The sequence below is a fragment of the Streptomyces sp. RKAG290 genome, assembly GCF_023701695.1.
Taxonomy (GTDB): Bacteria; Actinomycetota; Actinomycetes; order Streptomycetales; family Streptomycetaceae; genus Streptomyces.
Genome location: NZ_JAJOZC010000001.1, coordinates 3,010,849 through 3,034,506 on the forward strand (window position 1 = coordinate 3,010,849; position 23,658 = coordinate 3,034,506).

Here is a 23,658-nt window from a genome sequence, read left to right on the forward strand (position 1 = left end):
CATCGATCGCGTCTGCACACCGGCCCCACGACTGCCGCAGACGCGGGACGGACCGGTCCGGGGCCGTGCAGGGGAGTCCCCGCAGGACGACGAACAGATACCCGGGCCCCCTCGCGTACCCGCGGAACGTTCGTCGTCTGAGGAGACGCCCCGGAGGGGCACCGGACCACCACCCACCCAACACAGCGCACCCCACGGGGACACCCGCACCACTCCAAGCCCGTCCGGCGATTGAGGACGGAACCGATACGCCCGGGGCCGGGCACCCCACGCGGCACCCGACACCACTCAAGCCCGTCCGGCGATTGAGGACAAACCCCCCAGCCCGGGGCCGGGCCCCCCACGAACCCCCACCCCGCCCCGCGAATACGGCACACTGGAGGTTTGGCCACCCCGCCGCCCCCGGGCGGCCCCGCAGAAAGGGCCGAAGCGCGTGACCGGACCCCTCATCGTCCAGAGCGACAAGACGCTGCTCCTGGAAGTCGACCACGAGCAGGCCGACGCCTGCCGCCGTGTGATCGCGCCCTTCGCCGAGCTGGAGCGCGCGCCCGAGCACATCCACACCTACCGGCTGACCCCGCTCGGGCTGTGGAACGCGCGGGCCGCGGGACACGACGCCGAGCAGGTCGTCGACGCGCTGGTGAAGTACTCGCGCTACCCCGTACCGCACGCGCTGCTCGTCGACATCGCCGAGACGATGGACCGGTACGGCCGCCTCACGCTCTCCAAGCACCCGGTCCACGGCCTGGTGCTGACCTCCACCGACCGGCCCGTCCTGGAGGAGATCCTCCGGTCGAAGAAGATCCAGCCGCTGGTCGGCACCAGGATCGACCCCGACACGGTGGCCGTGCACCCGTCCGAGCGCGGGCAGGTCAAGCAGACGCTGCTGAAGCTGGGCTGGCCCGCCGAGGACCTCGCCGGTTACGTGGACGGCGAGGCGCACCCGATCGAGCTGGACGAGAGCGGCTGGGCGCTGCGCCCCTACCAGCAGCAGGCCGTCGAGGGCTTCTGGCACGGCGGCTCGGGTGTCGTGGTGCTGCCCTGCGGCGCGGGCAAGACGCTCGTCGGCGCGGGCGCGATGGCGCAGGCCAAGGCGACCACGCTGATCCTGGTCACCAACACCGTCTCCGCCCGGCAGTGGAAGCACGAGCTGATCAAGCGGACCTCGCTGACCGAGGAGGAGATCGGCGAGTACAGCGGTACCCGCAAGGAGATCCGCCCGGTCACCATCGCCACGTACCAGGTGCTCACGACCCGTCGCAAGGGCGTCTACCCGCACCTGGAGCTGTTCGACTCCCGCGACTGGGGTCTGGTGATCTACGACGAGGTGCACCTGCTGCCCGCGCCCGTCTTCAAGTTCACCGCCGACCTGCAGGCGCGCCGCCGGCTCGGGCTGACCGCGACCCTGGTGCGGGAGGACGGCCGCGAGTCGGACGTCTTCTCGCTGATCGGGCCCAAGCGGTTCGACGCCCCGTGGAAGGAGATCGAGGCGCAGGGCTACATCGCGCCCGCGGACTGTGTCGAGGTGCGGGTCAATCTCACGGACAGCGAGCGGCTCGCCTACGCCACCGCCGAGCCCGAGGAGAAGTACCGGTTCTGCGCGACGACCGCGACGAAGCGGAAGGTCACCGAGGCGCTGGTGCGCAAGCACCAGGGCGAGCAGACGCTGGTCATCGGGCAGTACATCGACCAGCTCGACGAGCTGGGTGAGCATCTGAACGCCCCGGTGATCAAGGGCGAGACGAGCAATGCCCAGCGGGAGAAGCTGTTCGGCGCGTTCCGGGAGGGCGAGATCAGCGTGCTGGTCGTGTCGAAGGTGGCGAACTTCTCCATCGACCTGCCCGAGGCCACCGTCGCCATCCAGGTGTCCGGCACCTTCGGCTCGCGCCAGGAGGAGGCCCAGCGGCTGGGCCGGGTGCTGCGTCCGAAGGCGGACGGGCACGAGGCCCGGTTCTACTCCGTGGTCGCCCGCGACACGATCGACCAGGACTTCGCGGCCCACCGCCAGCGGTTCCTGGCCGAGCAGGGCTACGCGTACCGGATCGTGGACGCGGACGAGCTGCTGACGGACAACTGACGGCCGGGGCGGGGGCGTGCCGTGCTCAGCGAGTGCGGCGGACGCCCGCCTCCTCCGCGTACTCACCGAGGACGACGACGCCGAACGCGGCCCGGACGAAGACCCTGACGGCGCGCAGGGCGTCACCGGCACGGTGGCTGTGGTGGTGACCGGTGGCCGCGGTCGCGCCGTGCGCGGGGCCGGTCCTTCTCGGGTTCAGGATGACGGTGCTCATGTCTTCCATGGTGCTCCGTCCGCACCCGTAGCCGCGTCGGCCCGCAGACGGAAGCCCGGACGGCCGCGCCTACCCCTCCGGTCGCATGCCGTCCCCTACGGGACGGACCCCGCACCGGCCGCGATATTGGTTCGCGCCCCGGTGGGCCCGTCGATACAATCGCCGGTCTGCCCGCCTCCCGCACCGTGGTACCGGCCGTCCGCAAGGGCTCGTGCCGGCAGCCGGGGGAGCGCCGCCGACCGGACGGAAACCGGCCGACAGCCGTACGTACGCCCCGCGTGCGTACCAGTGATCGATCCCCGAGCGGACCGCATCGCCCCCGAACAGTCACCGGGGACGAGGTGCGGCCCGCCGTCCTGCGTTGAATGCCGGAGGCAACACCGTGCCCGCGCACGAACACGAGAGCGACACCACCACCGATCCCCTCGCCCATGAGCGCGCCCATCTCGCCGCCTCGCGCGCCGCGCTGCGCGCCATGCGTGAGGACGCCCAGGCCCTGGACATCCGCGATGTCACGGCGAACTGGGTGAACGCGGCCGTACTGCAGGCCCAGATCACCGACCGCATCAAATCCCTCGCCGACCTCGCCCACACCCCGCTCTTCTTCGGGCGGCTGGACTACCTCCACGTGGTCGGCGCCGAGCAGGCCGAGGGCGCGGAGGGCGAGCAGTTCTACATCGGGCGGCGCCACGTCCACGACGCCGGCGGCGACCCGATGGTCATCGACTGGCGCGCACCGGTCTCCCAGCCGTTCTACCGGGCGTCCCGCAACGACCCGCTCGACGTCGGCCAGCGGCGCCGCTTCGGTTACACCGGCGGCGAGCTGACCGCGTACGAGGACGAGCACCTCACCGACCCGACCGAGACGGCGCGGACCAGCAAGCTCCTCCAGGCGGAGATCGAGCGGCCACGCGTCGGCCCGATGCGCGACATCGTCGCGACGATCCAGCCCGAGCAGGACGAGATCGTCCGCAGCGAGCTCGGCGGTTCCGTCTGTGTGCAGGGCGGGCCCGGCACCGGGAAGACCGCCGTCGGCCTGCACCGGGTCGCGTATCTGCTGTACGCGCACCGCGAGCGGCTCGCCCGCACCGGCACGCTGGTCATCGGGCCGAACCGGTCCTTCCTGCACTACATCGAGCAGGTGCTGCCGGCCCTCGGCGAGCTGGAGGTCAAGCAGGCCACCGTCGACGACCTGGTGACGGCACACATCGAGGTCCGCGGCACGGACGAGGCGCGGGCCGCCGTCGTGAAGGGTGACGCCCGGATGGCGGAGGTGCTGCGGCGGGCGATCCGGTCGCACGTGACGATGCCGACGGAGCCCGTGATGGTGGTGCGCGGTTCGCGGCGCTGGCGGGTGCCCGCGTACGAGATCGAGGAGATGGTCCAGGAGCTGCTGGCCCGCGACATGCGCTACGGCGCGGCGCACGAGGCGCTGCCGCAGCGCATCGCCCATGCCGTGCTGGTGCGGATGGAGGAGGCCGGCGAGGCACCCGACGACCGGGTGCAGAACGCGGTGGCGCGCAACCCCGCGGTGAAGGCCGCCGTGAAGGCGGTCTGGCCCGCGGTCGAACCGTCGAAGCTGGTGCTGCGGCTGCTGTCCGACCCGGAGTTCCTGGCCGCGCAGGCGCAGGGGCTGCTCACCGAGGAGGAGCAGAAGACCATCCTGTGGACCAAGCCCGCCCGCAGTGTGAGGGCCGCGAAGTGGTCGGCGGCGGACGCGGTACTGATCGACGAGGCGAACGACCTGGTGGCGCGCACCCACTCGCTGGGCCACGTCGTGATCGACGAGGCCCAGGACCTCTCCCCCATGCAGTACCGGGCGGTGGGCCGGCGCTGCTCGACCGGTTCGGCCACGGTGCTCGGCGACCTGGCGCAGGGCACGACGCCGTGGTCTACGCAGAGCTGGGCGCAGGCGCTGCACCACCTGGGCAAGTCCGACGCGGTGGTGGAGGAGCTCACCGCCGGCTTCCGCGTGCCGCGCGACGTGATCGCGTACGCGTCCCGGCTGCTGCCGGTGATCTCGCCGGGGCTGGCGGCCGTCGAGTCGGTACGTGAGTCGCCGGGCTCGCTGTCGGTACGGGAGGTGGCCGGCACGGACGCGCTGGACGCGGCGGTGGTCGCGGCCTGCGAGGAGTCGCTGAAGCAGGAGGGTTCGACCGGTCTGATCGCCGCCGACGCGCGCATCCCGGCGTTGGCGGACGCGCTGACGGCAGCGGGCCACGCCTATCTCTCCCCCGGCCAGGAGACCACCGCCGAGTCCCGGCTGACCCTGGTCCCGGCGTCGCTGGCCAAGGGCCTGGAGTACGACTACGTGGTGCTGGACGAACCGGCCGCGGTGGTCGACGGGGAGCCGGACGAGCGGACCGGCCTGCGCCGGCTGTACGTGGCGCTGACCCGTGCGGTGTCCGGGCTGATCGTGCTTCACGCGTCGCCGCTGCCGGATGAGTTGGGCCAAGAGGGCAGCCTCTGAGCCGGGGCCGGAGTGCGGGGCGGCCGTCCGCCGCCCCGCACTCCGCGCCGGGGTCAGCCCGTCGTACAGGCCCTCCCGTTCAGCTTGACCGTGCCCGGGTCGGCGGCCGCACCCGAGACGCTGCTGTTGAACCCGAAGTCGACCGACGCTCCCGGCGCGAGGGTGCGGTTCCAGGACAGCGGCGCGGCGGTGACCGTACGCCCGTGCTGGTCCAGCCGTGCGCTCCAGGTGTGGGTGAGCTGCTGGTCACCGGGCAGCAGCCAGGTCAGCGCCCACGGGGTGACCGCCGCGGTGCCGGTGTTCTTCACCGTCACCGTGGTGGTCGAGCCGGTGCTCCACGGGTGCGAGGAGTACGTGACCCGGCAGGCGCGGGCCGGGCCCGTACCGTCCCCGCTGTCGTCCAGGTAGGAGGCGACGAACGCGAGCGGCGCGTTCCAGTTGATGGCGACCTCATTGGTGGCGTACGAGCCGTTGTCGTCGAGGTAACACATGGCGGCCGCGCACCCGTTGAGCTTCTCCGCGGCCTTCGGGTCGCCCGAGGCGGGCGCGGTGAGGTTGGGCCCGCCCGCGAGGGAGCCGGGGGGCGGGTGGGGCAGGTCGGGGTCGCTCTCGTGGGCCCAGAAGCGGTGGTGCTGGTTCTCGGAGCTGCGCTCGCCGTACCCGGTGACGTAGGACTGGTTCAGCGGATTGCGGCCGAACAGGTAGTCGGCGCCGCGCAGTACGGCGTCGCGGTAGCGGTCCTTGCCTGTGAGGTCGGCGGCGGTGGCCAGCACGACCATGTTGTTGAGCACCTGGCTGTTGGAACCCCAGACGTAGTTCTCGTCCGCCGGGGCGTACGGCACCCCGTACAGCTGATCCTCGGACTCCTGGGCGTAGTGGTCGGCGGCCGTGGTGACCACGGAGCGGACCTGGGTGAGCTGCGCGGGGGTCAGGTCGTTGGGGACGGTGGCCAGGGTGAGCACGCCGAGACCGGCGGTCTCGCCCCACCACATGCCGCCGTCCGCGGGGAAGACCGCGTCCGTGTCCCCGTGCAGCGGGGAGCCGAGCAGCGCCTGGCGGTAGGTGTCGTCGCCGGTGGTGGTGAACAGCTCGGCCGCCGCCCAGTAGAACTCGTCCCGGACGTCGCTGTCCTCGTAGGTGCCGCCGCCGACGCCGTCGGCCGGGTCGGCCAGCACGTCCGGGTGCGCCTTCGCCGCGGTCCACGCCCTCTCGGCGGCGGTACGGCACCGGGCGGCGAAGTCCGCGTCGTACGGGGCGAACAGCCGGGCGCACTGGGCGGCGGCGGCCGCCACGTTGAGCGTCGCGGCGGTGGTCGGCGGGTGCAGTTCGCGCTGCTGGGGGTCCAGATGGGGCAGCATCGGCAGGCCGGTCCACTGCGCGTCGTGCACCTTGTGGTGGACCATGCCGGCCAGCGGCTCCCCGGCCGGGACCTGCATCCGCATCATGAAGTCGAGCTCCCAGCGCGCCTCGTCGAGGATGTCCGGCACGTCGTTGCCGTGCTCGGGCACCCGCAGCGCGCCGTCGCCGAGCTCGGCGGACTCCGCGCCGTCCGCCGTCAGGGTCCGCTCGTAGGTGTCCATCAGCTCGGCCACCGCGATGCCGCCGTTGACCACGTACTTGCCCTGGTCACCGGCGTCGTACCAGCCGCCCCGCACATCGAGCCGGTAGTCGCAGACACCCGGCTGGCAGGGCACGTCGGTGTCGCCCTTGTTGGGCGCGACACCGAGGTGGCCTGCGGGCCTTGCGTACTGCGCACCGACGAGGCCGGCGTCGATCTCGATGCCGCTGCGGTTGTGGTAGAAGTACGCCAGCGAGTCGCCGCGCAGGCTGTCGTACAGGCCGGCGCCGATCGAGAAGGGCTCGCTGACCTGGCCGTCCGCCTCCACCGTGTAGCCGTCCCCGGCGGCCGTGACGTCGCTGAAGTCGAAGGTGTGGACGTTCTGCCGCGAGGTCGGGTCCACGCCGCCCGGGACGGTGGTGCCGGTCGCGGCGGTCGATCCGTCCGCCGCCTTGAGGGCCCACGGCAGCGGGGTGGTCGCGTCGGTGACCAGGGTGCCGGTCTTGGGCCCCTTCGGGAGGTAGCCGACCTGGTTGACGCGGACGGGCGAGCCGGTGTCGGGCACGTACACGGGCGGTTCGGCGCCGCCGCGCAGGGACACGTCGTCGAGGCAGAAGGTGGCCGCCTCGTCGTTGCCGCCTATCTGGAAGGCGAGCTGGGCGGCGTCGCGGTCGGCGGTCGCGGTGAAGACATGGGTGACGGGGGTCGCGTCCGCGCCGATCTGGTCGGTGGCCGAGAGGTCCGTGGTGTACGGCTCGGTGGCCAGCTGCACATTGGTGTGGATGGACAGCGGAGCGGTGGAGGTGGCGGTGTAGGTGAGGGTGTACGCCTCCCCGGCGACCAGCGGGATGTCGTTCTGCCCGACGATCACGTCCCAGGGGTTGGCGGTCCCCGCCGGCACGTCGGTACAGAGCCGGCCGTCGGTGACGGCCGCGGTGGTGTTGGCCGTCCACCACCAGGGGCGGTACCGGCGGCGAAGTCGCCGTTGGTGATCTGCTCGGGGGCGGGGCCGGGGGCGGCATCCCCCGCGGACGCGGTGGCCGCGGCGGCACCGGGCGCGGTGAGGACGCCGCCGAACAGTACGGCGACGGCTAAGGTCCCGAGCACGTGACGCCCGCGCCGGACGCGGGTGCGTCCGGTGGGGGGCGGGGGCGAAGAGGCGTTCACCGGTGGCCTTTCGGTAGGGGGTGGCGGGGGTGGCGGTTCGGCACGCGGCCGATATCAAGGCGTGGGAGCGCTCCCAGTAGCGTGGAACGCAGCCGGGGAGGCAGCGTGGGAGCGTTCCCACACCGTCAGGCCATTGTGAAGCCCGTGGTGTTTGTTGCGCCAGGGTCGCGACAGCACGAGCCTGCCGGGCAGCGGCGCCCGGGACGGGCCGGGCGCGAGGCGGGCCGGGCGGGCCACCGCGAACGCCGATCGTGCGCGGCGGGCCGCCGTGAACGCGGGACGGGCGGGGCAGGACGCCGTGACCACGGCGACCCACCCCGCCCGCACCACCTGCGCGCGACCTGGCCCTACGCGTCGAGCATGTCCCGCCACTCGCGCACCGCCGCCGGGTCCACCGGCGCCGACCAGCCGTCCGGCCGGGCGGCGCCGCCGATGTGCACGGCGTCGATGCCCGCGTCCAGCAGCTCCGGCAGATGGTCGAGCCGCAGCCCGCCGCCGACGAGGATCTGCGGCTCGTACCCCGGCTCACCCTTGCGCGCCGCCTCGACCAGCAGCGTCGGGATACCGTCGTCCACTCCGGCGGCCGATCCCGCGGTGAGATACGTGTCCAGCCCCGGCAGGTCCGCGAGGGCCTTGCGCAGGGCGTCCCGGTCGGCGGCCCGGTCGATCGCACGGTGGAACGTCCAACTGCAGCCGTCCAGCGCGGCGATGATCCGCTCGACCGCGACCAGGTCGGGACGGCCGTCCGCGTCCAGGAAGCCGAGCACGAATTCGTCCGCACCCTCGGCCCGCAGCTCCAGGGCCTTGCTCACGAGCAGGTCGATGTCGCCGGCCGCGAAGCCGTCCGCCAGTCTGAGCATCACCCGCAGCGGGATGTCCACCGCGGCGCGGATCGTCGCGAAGGCCGCACAGGACGGGGTCAGACCGTCCGCCGCCATGTCGGTGACCAGCTCAAGCCGGTCCGCACCACCCGCCTGGGCAGCGACCGCGTCCTCCGCGTCGAGAGCGATCACCTCCAGGACTGCACGGTTGCTCATGGGAACCCAATCCTCCAGGAAGCAGCTATAGGTCTAGTCCAATGGCCAGCCTACGGGTCGGTAGGCCGACCGCGCAGCCTCACTGTGCACGTGAAGATACGCGAGGTCAGACGCACGACAGGCGACCGGACGGGCGCGGACCGTCCGGTCGCAGCCGATCACCCTTGCGTGTCCATAGGGGAGGGGGTATACCTGAATGAGTAGCAGATACCCCCAGGGGTATAAGAACGGTATCAGTGAACACCTACCGAGGAGGCCCCGTGTCCGCGCAGACCGCAGCCACCACCGGCACCAGTGACGCCACCGGCACGGGCGCCGCAGAGGTCGAGCTCGCCATCGGCGGCATGACCTGCGCCTCGTGCGCGGCCCGCATCGAGAAGAAGCTCAACCGCATGGACGGGGTCGAGGCCACCGTCAACTACGCGACCGAGAAGGCCCGGGTCAGCTTCCCGACCCCCGGCGTCTCCGTGCAGGACCTGATCGCCACCGTCGAGAGGACCGGCTACACCGCGCACGAGCCCGCTCCTGCCGTACGCGAGGACGCACCCGCCGCGGCGACGGAGGCTGACGAGCTCCGCCCGCTGCGGCAGCGACTGGTCACCGCCGTCCTGCTCGCCGTACCGGTGATCGCGATGGCGATGATCCCGGCGTTGCAGTTCGACAACTGGCAGTGGCTTTCCCTGACGCTCGCCGCGCCCGTCGTCACCTACGCCGGCTGGCCCTTCCACCGCGCCGCGTGGACCAACGCCCGGCACGGGGCGGCCACGATGGACACGCTCATCTCGGTCGGCACCTCCGCCGCATTCCTGTGGTCGGTGTGGGCGCTGTTCTTCGGCACCGCCGGCATGACCGGCATGACGCACCCCTTCGAGCTGACCATCGGCCGCAGCGACGGCGCCGGAAACATCTATCTCGAAGCCGCCGCCGGAGTCACCGCGTTCATCCTGGCCGGGCGCTACTTCGAAGCCCGCTCCAAGCGGAAGGCGGGCGCGGCACTGAAGGCCCTGCTCGAACTGGGCGCCAAGGACGTCACCGTCCTGCGCGACGGCCGCGAGCGGACCGTGGACACGGCGGACCTCCGGGTCGGGGACCGCTTCCTGGTCCGGCCGGGCGAGAAGATCGCCACCGACGGCACGGTCGTCGAGGGCAGCTCGGCCCTGGACGCGTCCATGCTCACCGGCGAATCCGTGCCCGTAGAGGTCGGCGTCGGCGACCCGGTCACCGGCGCCACGCTGAACGCGGGCGGCCGGCTCGTCGTCGAGGCGACCCGGATCGGCGCGGACACCCAGCTGGCCCGGATGGCGAAGCTGGTCCAGGACGCGCAGAACGGGAAGGCGGCGGCCCAGCGCCTCGCGGACCGGATCTCCGCGGTCTTCGTCCCGGTGGTCCTGCTCATCGCCCTGGCCACCCTGGTCTCCTGGCTGCTGATCACCGACGACCTGACCGCCTCGTTCACCGCCGCCGTCGCCGTACTGATCATCGCCTGCCCCTGCGCCCTCGGCCTCGCCACACCCACCGCCCTCATGGTCGGCACCGGACGCGGCGCCCAGCTCGGCATCCTCATCAAGGGCCCCGAAGTCCTGGAAACCACCCGCCGCATCGACACCATCGTCCTCGACAAGACCGGCACCGTCACCACCGGCAAAATGACCCTCCTCGCCATCCACACCACACCCGGCACCACCGAAACCCACGCACTCCACCTCGCCGGCGCCCTGGAACACGCCTCCGAACACCCCCTCGCCCAAGCCGTCACCACCGCAGCCACCAACCGCACCACCACCCCCTCCCCACCCCGACAACTTCACCAACATCCCCGGCCTCGGCGTCCAAGGCACCGTCGAGGGCCACGCCGTCCTCGTGGGCCGCGAGCAGCTGCTCGCACAGTGGGAGATCTGCCTCCCGGTGGAACTGGCCCGCCGCAAGGCCGAGGCGCAGGCCGCGGGGCGCACCGCGATTGCGGTCGCCTGGGACGGCGAGGCACGGGCGGTCCTGGAGGTGGCGGACGCGGTCAAGGACACCAGCGCCGAGGCCGTCGAGCGGCTCCGCGCACTCGGTCTGACACCGATCCTGCTGACCGGCGACAACCGGGCAGTGGCGCAGAGCGTCGCGGCCGAGGTCGGCATCGACGAGGTGTACGCCGAGGTCATGCCTGAGGACAAGGTCGATGTCGTCAAGCGCCTCCAGGCGCAGGGGCGTTCCGTCGCGATGGTCGGCGACGGCGTGAACGACGCGGCCGCCCTCGCCCAGGCCGACCTGGGGCTCGCGATGGGCACGGGCACGGACGCCGCGATCGAGGCGGGCGACCTGACCCTGGTCCGCGGAGACCTGCGGGCCGCCGCCGACGCGATCCGGCTGTCACGCAGGACGCTGGGCACGATCCGCACGAACCTGTTCTGGGCCTTCGCCTACAACGTGGCCGCACTGCCGCTGGCCGCGGCCGGCCTGCTGAACCCGATGATCGCGGGAGCGGCGATGGCGTTCTCGTCGGTGTTCGTGGTCGGCAACTCGCTGCGACTGCGCCGGTTCCGGGCGGGGAGGTAGCGGGCCGAAGGCCCCCGCCCGCGGGCGGCCGGACTCAGCTCCTGGCAGGGAGCCGGGCCTCCGGCCGTCCGCCGGGCCGGCCGAGCGCGAGGCGCTCTTCGAGCCCCGCCCGGCACCGCGGCCAGTCCTCGGCCGTGATCGAGAAGATCGCGGAGTCCCGCAGCTGTCCGTCCTCGCCCGGCGCCCACGACCGGGACCAGTTCCGCAGCACGCCCTCGAAGCGGGCACCGACCCGCTCGATCGCGGCCCGCGAGCGGCTGTTGCGGGCGTCCGTCTTCAGATCGACCCGCGACACCCCCCACACCTCGAACGCATGCCGGAACAGCAGGTACTTGGCCTCGGCGTTCACACCCGAGCCCTGCGCGGACGCGGCGAGCCAGGTGAACCCGACCTCGATCGCGCTCAGCGTGTCCTCGTCCAGCCAGTGCCGCGGTTCCCAGTACGCCGTGACCCCGACGGCCCGCCCGGAGGCCCGGTCCACCTGCGCGTACGGAGCCAGTTTCCCGGCGGCGGCACGGGCGAGCTGCTCATCGATGTACGCGTCGACCTGGCCGGGGCCGGGCACCCAGGTGAACCGGTACGAGCTCCGGTCCTCCTGTGCCGCCCGGAGCAGATCCTGCGCATGCCGGTGCTCCAGTGGCTCCAGACTCACCCGGGTGCCCTCCAGAACCGGTCCCGCCAACGTGAAACCCATTGCTCACCCATTCAGTCCGCCGCACGGCCCCTGCGCCCCGTAGCGTTCCAGAGGCACCGGGCCGTGTCGCGCGAATATCGGCGCACCCGGGCCTGCCGTCCGGATCGCGGTACGGCCGGGTGCCGCGTGCCCGGCGGAGTTCACCGCCCGCTGAGCACGAACCGCACCACCGTCCCCGCATCCGCCCGCGTCGCCGCCGCCAGTTCGGACTCCGGCACCACGCCCACCACCGGGTAGCCGCCCGTCGTCGGGTGGTCGTTGAGGAACACCACCGGGCGGCCGTCCGGCGGCACCTGGACCGCGCCCAGCACCATGCCCTCGCTGGGCAGTTCACCCGCCCGGGCGCGCTCCAGCGCCGGGCCCTCGGTGCGCAGGCCGATGCGGTTGCTCTGCGGGGAGACACGGAACGCCGCCGTGGCGAGCGTGTGCAGGGCCGCCGGCGTGAACCAGGTGTGGCGGGGGCCCAGGTGCACCGGGAGCACGAGTTCGGTGGGCATCGCCGGCCACGGCACCGCGCCGGCGGCCGGGACGTCCCCGGCCGGCGGCGGGCCCAGCGGCAGCACGTCGCCGTCGCGCAACTGCGGCGGGCCCAGCCCGGAGAGCAGGTCGGCGGACCGGCTGCCGAGCACCGGCTCGGGCTGCACACCGCCCGCGAAGGCCAGGTAGCTGCGCAGTCCGTACGTCGCCGCTCCCGCCTCCAGCACCGCACCCGCCGGTACGTGCACCACCGCGCCCCACGCCACCGGCCGTCCGTCCACCGTCACCGGGCAGGGCGCGCCACCGACGACCGCCCGCACCGCGCGGCCCGGCCGGACCGCGCAGCCGGTGACGGTCGTCTCCAGGAGCGCCTCGCTCACGGGGTTGCCGGCCAGCCGGTTGGCGAGCCGGGCCGCGGGTGGGTCCAGCGCGCCCGCCCGCCCCACCCCCAGGTGCGCGTAACCGAAGCGGCCCTCGTCCTGCACGGTGGTCAGGAACCCGGCCCTGACCACCTCCAGACCCGCGCTCACGCCGCCACCCCCGCCCCTGCCTCTGCCTCGACCTCGACGAACCGCACCCGCGCCCCCGGCTCCAGGAGCGCCGGCGGTTCGCGGTCCGGGTTCCACAGCGCGGCCGGGTCCGGCATCCGGCCGATGAGCTGCCAGCCGCCGGGAGACCTGCGCGGGTACACACCGGCGTAAGGGCCCGCCAGCGCCACCGAACCGGCCGGCACCCGGGTCCGCGGAGTCGCCCGGCGCGGCAGGTGGAGGTGGTCCGGCAGACCGGTCAGGTAGCCGAAGCCCGGCGCGAACCCGCAGAACGCGACCCGGAACTCGGTCCCGGAGTGGAGACCGGCCACCTCGGCGACGGCGACTCCCCAGGCGTCGGCGACGTCCGCCAGATCCGGACCGTCGTAGACGACCGGGATCTCCACCAGTCCGCCGGTGCCGCGCCGCAGCGGCGGTACCCGCCAGGACGCCAGCTCACGGGCCAGGCCCGCCGCGTCCCTCGCGATGCCGTCCAGCAGGACCGTCCGCGCGCCGGGCACGACCTCGCGCACACCGGGCAGTTCCCCGGCCGCGCGACGGCGCAGCACCTCGGCGTGGAAGGCCTCCGTCTCCTCCCCGGACCCCAGCTCGACCAGCAGCGCGTCCGGGCCGGCCGGCAGCACGACCGGCGGCCGGTGCCCCGCCCCGCCCGGCGTCCGCGCACTCACGCGAACGCCCGGACCACGACGCCCGCCTCTTCCAGCGCGGCCCGCACCCGGTGGGCGAGCGCCGCCGCTCCGGGAGTGTCGCCGTGCACGCACAGGGACCGGGCGACGACCGGAATCCGTACGCCGTCGGCCCCGGTCACACTCCGGTCCACCGCGAACCCGACACTGCGGCGCACGACCTCGTCCCCGTCGTGCACGACCGCGCCCGGCTCCCCGCGCGGCACGAGCGTGCCCTGCGGGGTGTACGCGCGGTCGGCGAACGCCTCCTCGACGGCGGCCAGCCCCGCTTCGGCGGCCCGCGCGAGCAGCCGGGACCCGGGCAGCCCGAGAACGGCCAGGTCGCCGCCCGCCAGCCGGACGCCCTCGATCACCGCAGCGGCCTGCTCGTCGTCGCGGACCGCGCGGTTGTAGAGGGCACCGTGCGGCTTGACGTACGACACCGTGGCACCGGCCGACTCCGCGAACACCCGCAACGCACCGATCTGGTAAGCCACTTCGGCGGTCAGCTCGGCGGCGGGCACGTCCATCGAGCGGCGGCCGAAGCCTGCCAGGTCGCGGTACGACACCTGAGCGCCGATCCGTACGCCTCGGGCTGCCGCGGTGTCGCACACCCGGCGCATCACCGAGGGTCCCCGCATGGAAGCCGCACGCCACATTGGCGCTGGTCACGCACGCGAGCAGCGCCTCGTCGTCGGTGAGCGTCCAGCGCCCGAACCCCTCGCCCAGATCGGCGTTGAGGTCCATGGGACCCGGCGCGGCCGGCTCGTCCCCCCGGTCCGAGGGACTCATCAGATTCGTCACGAAGCGCACGTTAGTGCCTCACGAGCGCCGACTGTCCGTCAAAAGACGCACAGCTCAGTCTCCTTCACGCCCTCCAGCTCGTACCGCGTCCCGACCAGCGGCCGGCCGGCGTACAGCCTGATCAGCGTCGCCCCGTCCCCCCGGTACCGGCCGGGGGCCCGGCCCTCCTGCTCGCCCCCAGGACCAGCTCGTCGCCGCTGTCGTCCAGCCGCGCGACCAGCAGCGGTGTCCTGCGGCGGGACATGGGGGCGAGGAGCCTGAGCGCGTGCGGCAGCCCGGCGCCCCGGTACGCCCCTTCCAGGCCCCATGCCTCGCGTACGTCCCCTGCGTGCACCCACTCCCCCAGCGCCACCCCGTCCAGCGCCCGGCTCGCCCCGGCGATCACGGGACCGGCCTCGGTCATGCCCCGTTCCAGCTCGTCCACGACCTGCGTGTCCGTCCAGTCGGCGCGTTCGGCGATGTCACGGTCGTTGCACTCGGGGCTGAACACGTCCGGCCCGAACCGGCTCTCCACCACCCGGTTCAGTGCGGAACCGCAGTGCGCGAGCAGATCCCGCACCGTCCAGCCCGGGCACGCGGTGCGCAGGGCGAAATCGCGCTCGGAGGCGGACCGCAGCAGCGGGAGAAGGGCGTCGCGCTCGGTGCGCAGCAGGAGACCGGGGAGCTCGGGATCACGTTCGTCAGCCATAACTACAGCCAACCACCGAGCGCCCGGCCGGACTTGTCGTTCCGCCGAGTCGCGGGCGGGCCGCCCGACGGCATCGGCGGAGCCGGCCGGCCCGGTCACCGCCCGCACCTCCACCTCTGCGCCCCGGGCGGCACACGCTCTAACCTCGACTCCATGGACGACACCGCTCAGGGCAACCGCAGCACCGACGACGCCGCTCTCCGCGTCCGCTGGCGCGACTCCCTGGCCGCCGCGCGGAGCGGCGGCCAGGACCCCGACCCGCTGCCGTACGCCGACAACCTCCTGGCACGCTGGGCCGAACCCCAGCGCAGGTACCACACCACCGCCCACCTGACGGCGGTCCTGGACCGCGTCGACACCCTCGCGGGCCACGCCGCGGACGCGGACGCCGTACGCCTCGCCGCCTGGTTCCACGACGCGGTGTACCGGCCCGACCGCACCGAGAACGAGGAGCGCAGCGCCGCCCTCGCCGAGCGCGCCCTGCCCGAGGCCGGGGTGCCGGCCCCGATCACCGCGGAGGTCGCCCGGCTGGTCCGGCTCACGGTCTCGCACGACCCGGCCGACGGCGACACCAACGGCGAGGTGCTGTGTGACGCGGACCTCGCGATCCTGGCGGCGTCACCGAAGGGGTACGCGCAGTACGCGGCGCAGGTGCGCGAGGAGTACGGCTTCGTGCCGGACGACGCGTTCCGGGAGGGGCGCGCGGCCGTGCTGCGACAGCTCCTGGAGCTGCCTCGGCTGTTCCGCACACCGCACGGGAACGCCGAGTGGGAGCCGAAGGCGCGGCACAACCTGCTGACGGAGCTGGAGCTGCTCGCCGCGTCGTAGCGCGCCCGTGGGGCAACTATCGGCGGCGATCGGTGGGAACCGGTTTAGAATCGACGGTTTCTTGCTCCACCGGACGCCGTAGCCCTGACTGTTCCGAGAAGAGGGCCGCCCCGATCTCCACGCGGAGCGGGGGCAACACCTCAGGCTCCGGAAGCTGCTGTCCGTCCGAGCTGTCGAGCTTCCCCATGATCAAGCTCCAAAGGCCTGACGCCACCCACCGACTGCAGCGCGTGTGGATTGTGGAGTGATTGCCGAACCGCTCGGGGAGGTCACACCAGCGCACCCCCGTACGGGCCTTGTAGAGGATGGCGTCAACCAATTGACGGTATGGCTGAACTCTTGCACTTCCAGGCATTAGCGGCTCGATCTTGGCCCACGCTGCATCTGTCAGAGATCGAGGGACCAGAACGCCGTGCTCGGTGAACCATTTATTCAACGAACACGGGCGCCCAGCGATGGAACGCGAACGCGTGCCAATGATTTGTACTCGTACATCCCACAGGGCGAGCAGTTTCAACTGCCGCTCCAGCCCCAGGTCCCGGAGCCGCCCAATCGGCGCCATGGCCCACTTGCGGAGTTCCTCCGCCTGGCGATGTTCGGCCTCCCCCTCTTCTTGCCATGCCCTGGCTTCCGCCTGCAGGGCTCGTAGCTGTGCAACCTCTTCCACGAGCGCGTTGACCGTCTGATCGGCAGCCTCCTGAGACCCAACCGAGGAAACCACTGCATTGATCACTGCCATCTGCCCATCAATCTGCTTGCCGAGAGCAGCAACGCGGTGGGACTGATCCACTCGCTGATAATCACCACCCTCCTGCGCAACCCGCACTTCCCCTTTCTGGTCTCGATGCCATACAGCCAACTCACACCAAACGCGCTCTTCTAACGCATCAGCGTCAATCAGCGGGCATGAGCACGTGGGTGCACCCGCGTACTCTTCATCCTTCCCGCTACATCTATACATCCGCGTCTTGTCCGCCACTCTCCATTGACCCACATAATGCGCGCCACAGGAGTTGAATATCCGACCCGAAAGAGGATACGCCCTGACTGCCTCAACTCGACTCGCAGCTCCACGCTTCAGACCAGCCCTAAGTTGCATCAACTCGTCTTCCGCAAAGATCCGGGGAAGCGCAATGGTTACTGTTTCACCGTGTAGCGGAGTGCCATCAGGCTTCAATCTCGTGTGGGACTCTCCTGCCGTGGAGCGAGACGGATGCCGGAAGACACTTCGAGCACCAAGAATCGCATCCGACCCCAGGCGTGCGCGTAGATTCTGCTGACGCCAAGGTGAACCGGAGCGCGTGAATCTTCCTTCCGCATTCAGAACGAGCGCTGCCTGTCGAACGTTCATCCCCTCGTCGACGATCAGCTCCCACGCTCGTCGCAGGACAGCAGATTCGCGCGGATCCACAGCCAATCGCGAAACCCCGCGCCGCCCTTTGTCCGCGATCCTGTAGCCGTAAGGAGGCTGCCCACCGACCCACCCACCTACCAGGGCCTTCTCCTGCAACCCATCCTGCGAGCGCATCTGAATCGCCTCCCACTCACGCAGAGAGAACTCCGCCCGTCGCACCAACTGATATCGACCACCTGCAGTCGTGTTATCAATACCAGAATCAGCAATCGAAACGAAAACACCTAGGTCCTCGAGAGCCCAGACCCAGCGCCAGAAGGCCCTTCCCGTACGGCCAATGGCTCGCGCCTCTCGCACCACCACCACATCGAATTCACCTCTGCGCGCTGCTTCCATCAGCCGCTTCCCCTCGGGGCGGGATACTAGATCCAGAGCACCACTCACGCCACCATCAGAATATGAGGCAACACACCTCCAACCCTTGTCAGTTAAATACTCCACCGCCTTTCGATGTTGACTGGACAGACCAAATCCTTTGAGCTGACTCTTGGTTGACACTCGAAGATAGACTGCCGCACGCAATCCTGTTTCATCAGTCGCCCCTCTCGCCATTGCGGGCAGGGCTGTGCTTTCATTGGCCATGTCGACTCCACATTGGTCGGCCGGGCCCCGGGGTGGTTGCAGCCATCGCCGGGGCGTCTTGGTACCAAATTTATTTTCTCCACCGGACGTTCGGTCGCAGTTTGCACATATTGACCACAACGCACCGTTTGGGTGTGAGGACGTGTCATTTCAGGCCTCGGGAATGCTGTCACCTGCTGCGTTGTTGGTGAATGTCATGCCCGACTCTGCCCCTCACCGCCCCCGCATGCCCCTCGCAGTCGTCGTTCTGGGAGTGGCTGTCTTCGCACTCGGTACCAGCGAGTTCATGTTGTCCGGACTGCTGCCGCCCATCGCCGACGACATGAACGTGTCGATCCCGCGCGCGGGGCTCCTCATATCCGCGTTCGCGATCGGCATGGTGGTCGGCGCCCCGCTGCTCGCCGTCGCCACGCTCCGGCTGCCGCGCCGCACCACGCTCATCGCGCTGATCTCGGTCTTCGGCCTCGGTCAGGTCGCTGGCGCGCTCGCGCCGACGTACGAGGTGCTCTTCGTGTCCCGGGTGATCAGCGCGTTCGCGTGTGCCGGGTTCTGGGCCGTCGGGGCGGCGGTCGCCATCGCGATGGTGCCGGTGAACGCCCGGGCCCGTGCGATGGCCGTGATGATCGGCGGCCTCTCGATCGCCAACGTGCTGGGTGTGCCGCTGGGGGCGTTCCTCGGCGAGAACCTGGGCTGGCGGTCGGCGTTCTGGGCGGTCGGCGCGGCCGCGGCCATCGCCCTGGTCGGGGTGGCGACGATGATCCCCCGCATTCCGGTCCCGGACGAGAAGCCGCAGCTCAAGCGCGAGGTGAGCATCTACCGCGACCGGCAGGTGTGGCTGTCCATCGTGATCACCGCACTCGCGGCGGGCGGGGTGTTCTGCGCGTTCAGCTATCTGGCGCCGCTGCTGACGGATGTCGCGGGGCTGGATTCGGGCTGGGTGCCGACCGTGCTCGCGCTGTTCGGGATCGGTGCGCTGGTCGGTACGACGATCGGCGGCCGGGTCGCGGACGCGCACCTCTTCGGGGTGCTGCTGAGCGGTATCGCGGCGTCGACGGTGTTCCTGGCCGCGCTGGCGCTGTTCGCCTCGAACCAGGCCGCCGTGATCGTGCTCTCGTTCCTGCTGGGCCTGTCGGCGTTCTACACGGCTCCGGCGCTCAACGCCCGCATGTTCAACGTCGCGGGCGCCGCCCCGACCCTGGCCGGTGCGACGACGACCGCCGCGTTCAACCTGGGCAACACCGGTGGCCCCTGGCTGGGCGGCACGGTGATCGACGCGGACTTCGGTTTCGCGGCGACCGCGTGGGCGGGAGCGGCGATGACCGTGCTGGCGCTGGTGGCGGTGGTGTTCTCGTTGCGGCTGCAGCGCAGCCGCAACTCCTCGTCCCGGCTGGTGGCGGGCTCACCGGCCACCGCGTCGCAGGGGGCGGCCAGGGAGTCCGCGCCCTCGACGGCAGTCTGATCGCCCGCCTCCCGGGGCGGGCGACGCGCCGGCGCCAGGGCACGCGAGCCCGGCATGATCCGAACGAGAGGCCCTAGCCCGGCGCCGGGCGGCCCTTCGGGCGGCGCAGGCCCGCGTCGGTGATCCGGCGGACCAGTTCCTTGGAGCCGATCCGGCGGGCGCCGGCCCGGACCGCGTCCTCGTACCGTGTCTCCGGTACGTCGTAGTGGTCCCGCTCGAACGCGCGCTCCGGACAGCCGATGGACGCCGCGAAGGCGTGCAGCTCCTCGAACGACTCGTCGCTGACCAGGTGCGACCAGAGCCGCCCGTGGCCCGGCCAGTCCGGTGGGTCGATGTAGAGGGTCACGGCCGTCGTATTCCGCTCAGCGCACCGACGGGGGCGACCGCCACCGTGGCCTTGGTGCAGACCCAGTGCGGGTCCGGGCCGAGCTCCGGCTCGACGTCGAGGGCGTGCGGGTCACCGGCGTCGCAGACGGGGCACAGCGGCCAGCGGCCGTACTGCTCCAGCAGCGCGTCCTGCACGTCCTGGGCGACGAGGCCGACCACGAACTCCGCGCCTTCCGGCCACTGCTCGACCCACCAGCGGCGGTGCGTCACGGCGTCCTCGACCATCGAGACGATCTGCGCCTCGGCGACATCGCCGGCGGCGAGGTCGGCCATGACGAGTGCGCGGGCGGTGTGCAGCGCCTGCTCCAGGCGGTTCGGCTCCATGCAGCCATTGTCCACCTGCACGCAAATCGCCATCCCGCACTCCGGCCGCCGGCGCCGGGAGGGTCCTTTCAGAGGTCGGGACCAAAGGGGGGTTGACGGTCACAGGTCTTGAAAATATCTTTCAAAGGTGACCAATGACCTGAAGGAAAGTTTCAGCGCTGATTCGCCGCCCGCCCCGGCAGCCCTCGCGGCCAAGGTGCGCACGCTCGCGCCGTCCATGACCCGCTCCATGCAGCGGGTCGCCGAGGCCGTCGCGGGTGACCCCGCGGGCTGCGCCGCCCTGACGGTCACCGGTCTCGCCGAGCTCACCGGCACCAGCGAGGCGACGGTGGTCCGCACCGCCCGCCTCCTCGGCTACCCCGGCTACCGCGACCTGCGCCTCGCGCTCGCCGGTCTCGCCGCCCACCAGCAGTCCGGCCGGGCGCCGGCCGTCACCGCCGACATAGCGGTCGACGACCCGATCGCCGACGTGGTCGCCAAGCTCGCCTACGACGAGCAGCAGACCCTCGCCGACACGGCCGCCGGGCTCGACACCGTCCAGCTCGGTGCCGCGGTGGCCGCCGCCGCCACCGCCCGCCGGATCGACATCTACGGCGTCGGCGCCTCCTCGCTCGTCGGTCAGGACCTGGCGCAGAAGCTGGCCCGGATCGGCCTGATCGCGCACGCCAACATGGACCCGCACCTCGCGGTGACCAACGCCGTGCAGCTGCGCGCCGGTGACGTGGCCATCGCGATCACCCACTCCGGTTCGACCGGCGACGTCATCGAGCCGCTGCGGGTCGCCTTCGACCGCGGCGCGACGACGATCGCGATCACCGGACGCCCCGACGGCCCGGTCACGCAGTACGCCGACCACGTGCTGACGACGTCCACGGCCCGCGAGAGCGAGCTGCGGCCGGCCGCCATGTCGAGCCGCACGAGCCAGCTCCTGGTCGTCGACTGCCTGTTCATAGGAGTCGCCCAGCGTACGTACGAGACGGCGGCCCCGGCCCTCGCCGCCTCCTACGAGGCGCTGGCCCACCGCCACAACCCCCGCACCCGCTGACCCGGCCACCCGACCCCGCAACCGCAGAACCGTACGAGTTCAAGAAAGCAGAGCCGCTCTCCATGACCTCCATCACCGACGCCGACGCCGCCGCTCCCGACGGATACGGCGAGCTGCGCGCCCAGCTCGCGACCCTCACCACCGAGGCGTTCCGCCCCGAGCTCGCCGAGATCGACCAGCTGGCCACCGCGGAGATAGCCCGGATCATGAACGGCGAGGACCAGACCGTCCCCGCCGCCGTGGCCGCCCGGCTGCCCGAGATCTCCGCCGCGATCGACGCCACCGCGGCGCGCATGGCGCGCGGCGGCCGGCTGATCTACGCGGGCGCGGGCACCGCGGGCCGGCTCGGCGTGCTGGACGCCAGCGAGTGCCCGCCCACCTTCAACACCGACCCCGCCGAGGTCATCGGTCTGATCGCGGGCGGCCCGTCCGCCATGGTCAAGGCCGTCGAGGGTGCCGAGGACAGCAAGGAGCTGGCCGCCACCGACCTCGACGAGCTGGGACTGACCGCCGAGGACACGGTGGTCGGCATCTCCGCCTCCGGCCGCACGCCCTACGCGATCGGGGCCGTCGAGCACGCCCGCGCCAAGGGTGCGCTGACCATCGGCCTGTCGTGCAACGCGGACTCCGCGCTGGGCGCCGCGGCCGAGCACCCCGTCGAGGTCGTCGTCGGCCCCGAGCTGCTCACCGGCTCCACCCGGCTCAAGGCGGGCACGGCCCAGAAGCTCGTCCTGAACATGCTCTCGACGATCACGATGATCCGGCTCGGCAAGACGTACGGAAACCTCATGGTCGACGTCCGCGCCTCCAACGAGAAGCTCCGCGCCCGTTCGCGGCGGATCGTCTCGCTCGCCACCGGCGCCTCCGACCAGGAGATCGAGGCGGCACTCGCCGCCACGGACGGCGAGGTGAAGAACGCCATCCTCACCATCCTCGGCCAGGTCGACGGCCCCACCGCCGCCTCGCTCCTGTCCGCGTCGGACGGCCACCTGCGCGCCGCGCTCGCCGCCGTCCCCGCACCACCTGACCCCCGGCTCCACCTCCCCGCACAGCAAGGCACCACGCACCATGGCTACAGAAGACAAGAACCGCGCCACTGCCGCCGCGATCCTTCCGCTCGTCGGTGGCGCCGCGAACGTCAGCTCCGTCGTCCACTGCATGACCCGGCTCCGGCTGGGTCTGCGGGACCGTTCCCTCGTCCAGGACGAGGCACTGAAGGCAGTGCCCGCCGTGATGGGGGTGGTCGAGGACGACACGTACCAGATCGTTCTCGGCCCCGGCACGGTCGCCCGCGTCACCCCGGAGTTCGAGAAGCTCGTCGAGGAGGGCCGGGCCGCGGCCCCCGCCGCGGCCGCCGCCCCGCTCACCGCGGAGGAACTGGCCGCCCAGGGTGCCGAGATGAAGGCCGCGCGGAAGGCGAAGAACGCCACCCCGTTCAAGCTGTTCCTGCGCAGGATCGCCAACATCTTCGTCCCGCTGATCCCGGCCCTGATCGGCTGCGGCATCATCGCGGGTCTGAACGGCCTGCTGGTCAACCTCGGCTGGCTGACGTCGGTCACCCCGGCCCTGGCCGCGATGGCGTCCGGTTTCATGGCGCTCATCGCGGTCTTCGTCGGCTACAACACGGCGAAGGAGTTCGGCGGCACGCCGATCCTCGGCGGTGCGGTCGCGGCCATCATCGTCTTCCCGGGCGTCGCGAACATCGAGGCGTTCGGCCAGAAGCTCTCCCCCGGCCAGGGCGGCGTCCTCGGCGCGCTGGGCGCGGCGGTGCTCGCGGTATACGTGGAGAAGTGGTGCCGCCGCTGGGTCCCGGAGGCGCTGGACGTCCTGGTCACCCCGACCCTGACGGTCCTGATCTCCGGCCTGGTGACCATCTTCGGCCTGATGTACGTGGCCGGTGAGGTCTCCACCGCCATCGGTACGTTCGCCGACTGGCTGCTCTCCAACGGCGGTGCCGGCGCGGGTCTGGTCCTCGGCGGCTTCTTCCTGCCGCTGGTGATGCTGGGTCTGCACCAGGCGCTGATCCCGATCCACACCACCCTGATCGAGCAGCAGGGCTACACGGTCCTGCTGCCGATCCTCGCCATGGCCGGTGCCGGCCAGGTCGGTGCGGCCATCGCGGTCTACTTCCGCCTGCCGCGCAACGAGTCGATCCGCAAGACCATCAAGTCGGCCCTGCCCGCGGGCTTCCTGGGCGTCGGCGAGCCGCTGATCTACGGTGTCTCGCTCCCGCTTGGCCGCCCGTTCATCACGGCCTGCGTGGGCGGTGCGTTCGGCGGTGCGTTCGTCGGCTTCTTCAACCAGCTCGGCGACGCGGTCGGCTCCACCGCGATCGGCCCGTCCGGCTGGGCCCTGTTCCCGCTCCTGGACGGCAACCACGGCCTGGGTTCGACGATTGCGATCTACGCGGGCGGCCTGCTGGTCGGCTACCTGGCCGGCTTCGTCGCGACGTACTTCTTCGGCTTCAGCAAGGACCTGCTGACGGAGTTCAACGTCTCCCAGGAACCGGCCGCCTCGCCGGTCGCGGCCACGGCCCCGGCCGCGACGCCCGCCACCGGCATCACCGGCCCTGACGCCACCGCCAAGGAACCCGCGGGGGTCTGACGGACCGGACCGGACAGACCGGACCGGACGCACGGAAGCGGCGGCGCCCCACGGGGTGCCGCCGCTTCGCTG

Annotated in this window: 14 protein-coding genes and 5 pseudogenes; 8 read left to right on the plus strand and 11 right to left on the minus strand. The window is 71.7% G+C overall.

Going from position 1 to position 23,658, the window contains the following annotated elements; all coding sequences use genetic code 11:
- Positions 1 to 433: 433 nt before the first annotated feature.
- Complete coding sequence (locus LNW71_RS12965; protein ID WP_250968382.1) at positions 434 to 2,077, plus strand: DNA repair helicase XPB; 1,644 nt, start codon at positions 434 to 436, stop codon at positions 2,075 to 2,077.
- A gap of 25 nt (positions 2,078 to 2,102) precedes the next feature.
- On the opposite strand, the gene LNW71_RS12970 is transcribed toward LNW71_RS12965, so the two are convergent.
- Positions 2,103 to 2,291, minus strand: a complete 189-nt coding sequence (locus tag LNW71_RS12970) for a hypothetical protein (RefSeq protein WP_250968383.1) — start codon at positions 2,289 to 2,291, stop codon at positions 2,103 to 2,105.
- 382 nt (positions 2,292 to 2,673) lie between these two features.
- Between LNW71_RS12970 and LNW71_RS12975 the strand changes: the two genes are divergently transcribed.
- Positions 2,674 to 4,761 carry an ATP-binding domain-containing protein gene (locus LNW71_RS12975; protein WP_250968384.1) on the plus strand — a complete coding sequence of 696 codons (2,088 nt, stop codon included), beginning with the start codon at positions 2,674 to 2,676 and terminating at the stop codon, positions 4,759 to 4,761.
- 53 nt (positions 4,762 to 4,814) lie between these two features.
- Here LNW71_RS12975 and LNW71_RS12980 read toward each other — a convergent pair.
- Both LNW71_RS12980 and LNW71_RS12985 read right to left on the minus strand, forming a co-directional pair.
- A pseudogene (locus LNW71_RS12980) lies at positions 4,815 to 7,486 on the minus strand (glycoside hydrolase family 9 protein).
- A gap of 347 nt (positions 7,487 to 7,833) precedes the next feature.
- Positions 7,834 to 8,523 (minus strand): copper homeostasis protein CutC, encoded by a 690-nt coding sequence (locus tag LNW71_RS12985; protein WP_250968385.1) that lies wholly within the window; start codon positions 8,521 to 8,523, stop codon positions 7,834 to 7,836.
- 344 nt (positions 8,524 to 8,867) lie between these two features.
- Between LNW71_RS12985 and LNW71_RS12990 the strand changes: the two are divergent.
- Positions 8,868 to 11,067: pseudogene (locus LNW71_RS12990) on the plus strand (heavy metal translocating P-type ATPase).
- A gap of 34 nt (positions 11,068 to 11,101) precedes the next feature.
- On the opposite strand, the gene LNW71_RS12995 reads toward LNW71_RS12990, so the two are convergent.
- The 5 genes and pseudogenes from LNW71_RS12995 to LNW71_RS13015 form a co-directional block, all read right to left on the minus strand.
- Complete coding sequence (locus tag LNW71_RS12995; protein WP_250968386.1) at positions 11,102 to 11,761, minus strand: GNAT family N-acetyltransferase; 660 nt, start codon at positions 11,759 to 11,761, stop codon at positions 11,102 to 11,104.
- Between the two features lie 140 nt (positions 11,762 to 11,901).
- Entirely contained in the window at positions 11,902 to 12,768 is an 867-nt protein-coding gene (locus LNW71_RS13000) for a biotin-dependent carboxyltransferase family protein (RefSeq protein ID WP_250968387.1), read from the minus strand.
- The gene (locus tag LNW71_RS13005; RefSeq protein WP_374119395.1) at positions 12,765 to 13,454 is read right to left on the minus strand and encodes an allophanate hydrolase subunit 1; all 690 of its coding nucleotides are present in this window, start codon (positions 13,452 to 13,454) and stop codon (positions 12,765 to 12,767) included. Before LNW71_RS13005 ends, LNW71_RS13000 begins: the two co-directional genes overlap by 4 nt.
- A pseudogene (locus LNW71_RS13010) lies at positions 13,451 to 14,198 on the minus strand (LamB/YcsF family protein). The gene LNW71_RS13005 and the pseudogene LNW71_RS13010 overlap by 4 nt, the downstream one beginning before the upstream one ends.
- Positions 14,199 to 14,293: 95 nt before the next feature.
- Positions 14,294 to 14,943 (minus strand): annotated as a pseudogene (locus tag LNW71_RS13015) (maleylpyruvate isomerase family mycothiol-dependent enzyme).
- A gap of 153 nt (positions 14,944 to 15,096) precedes the next feature.
- Here LNW71_RS13015 and LNW71_RS13020 point away from each other — a divergent pair.
- Entirely contained in the window at positions 15,097 to 15,771 is a 675-nt protein-coding gene (locus LNW71_RS13020; protein ID WP_250968388.1) for a hypothetical protein, read from the plus strand.
- A gap of 16 nt (positions 15,772 to 15,787) precedes the next feature.
- Here LNW71_RS13020 and LNW71_RS13025 read toward each other — a convergent pair whose 3' ends face one another.
- The gene (locus LNW71_RS13025) at positions 15,788 to 17,767 is read right to left on the minus strand and encodes a recombinase family protein (RefSeq protein WP_308294479.1); all 1,980 of its coding nucleotides are present in this window, start codon (positions 17,765 to 17,767) and stop codon (positions 15,788 to 15,790) included.
- A 226-nt stretch (positions 17,768 to 17,993) separates the two neighbouring features.
- On the opposite strand from LNW71_RS13025, the gene LNW71_RS13030 reads away from it, so the two are divergent.
- Positions 17,994 to 19,226: a Cmx/CmrA family chloramphenicol efflux MFS transporter gene (locus LNW71_RS13030; protein ID WP_250968389.1), complete on the plus strand. Its 1,233-nt coding sequence runs from the start codon at positions 17,994 to 17,996 to the stop codon at positions 19,224 to 19,226.
- Positions 19,227 to 19,299: 73 nt separating this feature from the next.
- Here the strand turns inward: LNW71_RS13030 and LNW71_RS13035 are convergent, their stop codons facing one another.
- Complete coding sequence (locus tag LNW71_RS13035) at positions 19,300 to 19,572, minus strand: DUF4031 domain-containing protein (protein ID WP_250968390.1); 273 nt, start codon at positions 19,570 to 19,572, stop codon at positions 19,300 to 19,302.
- Entirely contained in the window at positions 19,569 to 19,937 is a 369-nt protein-coding gene (locus LNW71_RS13040; protein ID WP_250968391.1) for a hypothetical protein, read from the minus strand. Before LNW71_RS13040 ends, LNW71_RS13035 begins: the two co-directional genes overlap by 4 nt.
- A gap of 127 nt (positions 19,938 to 20,064) precedes the next feature.
- Here LNW71_RS13040 and LNW71_RS13045 point away from each other — a divergent pair, with 127 nt between their 5' ends.
- From LNW71_RS13045 to LNW71_RS13055, 3 genes and pseudogenes are all read left to right on the plus strand, one after another.
- Entirely contained in the window at positions 20,065 to 20,982 is a 918-nt protein-coding gene (locus tag LNW71_RS13045; protein ID WP_073732940.1) for a MurR/RpiR family transcriptional regulator, read from the plus strand.
- Positions 20,983 to 21,044: 62 nt separating this feature from the next.
- Positions 21,045 to 21,995: pseudogene (gene murQ / locus LNW71_RS13050) on the plus strand (N-acetylmuramic acid 6-phosphate etherase); the annotation flags it as partial.
- A 55-nt stretch (positions 21,996 to 22,050) separates the two neighbouring features.
- Complete coding sequence (locus LNW71_RS13055; protein ID WP_250968392.1) at positions 22,051 to 23,586, plus strand: PTS transporter subunit EIIC; 1,536 nt, start codon at positions 22,051 to 22,053, stop codon at positions 23,584 to 23,586.
- Positions 23,587 to 23,658 lie beyond the last annotated feature (72 nt).

Excerpts from the sequence above, each read along its gene's own strand:
- LNW71_RS13040 (WP_250968391.1), bottom strand. The coding sequence starts at position 19,937 with ATGGAGCCGAACCGCCTGGAGCAGGCGCTGCACACCGCCCGCGCACTC.
- LNW71_RS13055 (WP_250968392.1), top strand. The coding sequence starts at position 22,051 with ATGGCTACAGAAGACAAGAACCGCGCCACTGCCGCCGCGATCCTTCCG.
- LNW71_RS13025 (WP_308294479.1), bottom strand. The coding sequence starts at position 17,767 with ATGGCCAATGAAAGCACAGCCCTGCCCGCAATGGCGAGAGGGGCGACT.
- LNW71_RS12970 (WP_250968383.1), bottom strand. The coding sequence starts at position 2,291 with ATGAGCACCGTCATCCTGAACCCGAGAAGGACCGGCCCCGCGCACGGC.
- LNW71_RS12995 (WP_250968386.1), bottom strand. The coding sequence starts at position 11,761 with ATGGGTTTCACGTTGGCGGGACCGGTTCTGGAGGGCACCCGGGTGAGT.
- LNW71_RS13030 (WP_250968389.1), top strand. The coding sequence starts at position 17,994 with ATGCCCCTCGCAGTCGTCGTTCTGGGAGTGGCTGTCTTCGCACTCGGT.
- LNW71_RS13020 (WP_250968388.1), top strand. The coding sequence starts at position 15,097 with ATGGACGACACCGCTCAGGGCAACCGCAGCACCGACGACGCCGCTCTC.
- LNW71_RS12985 (WP_250968385.1), bottom strand. The coding sequence starts at position 8,523 with ATGAGCAACCGTGCAGTCCTGGAGGTGATCGCTCTCGACGCGGAGGAC.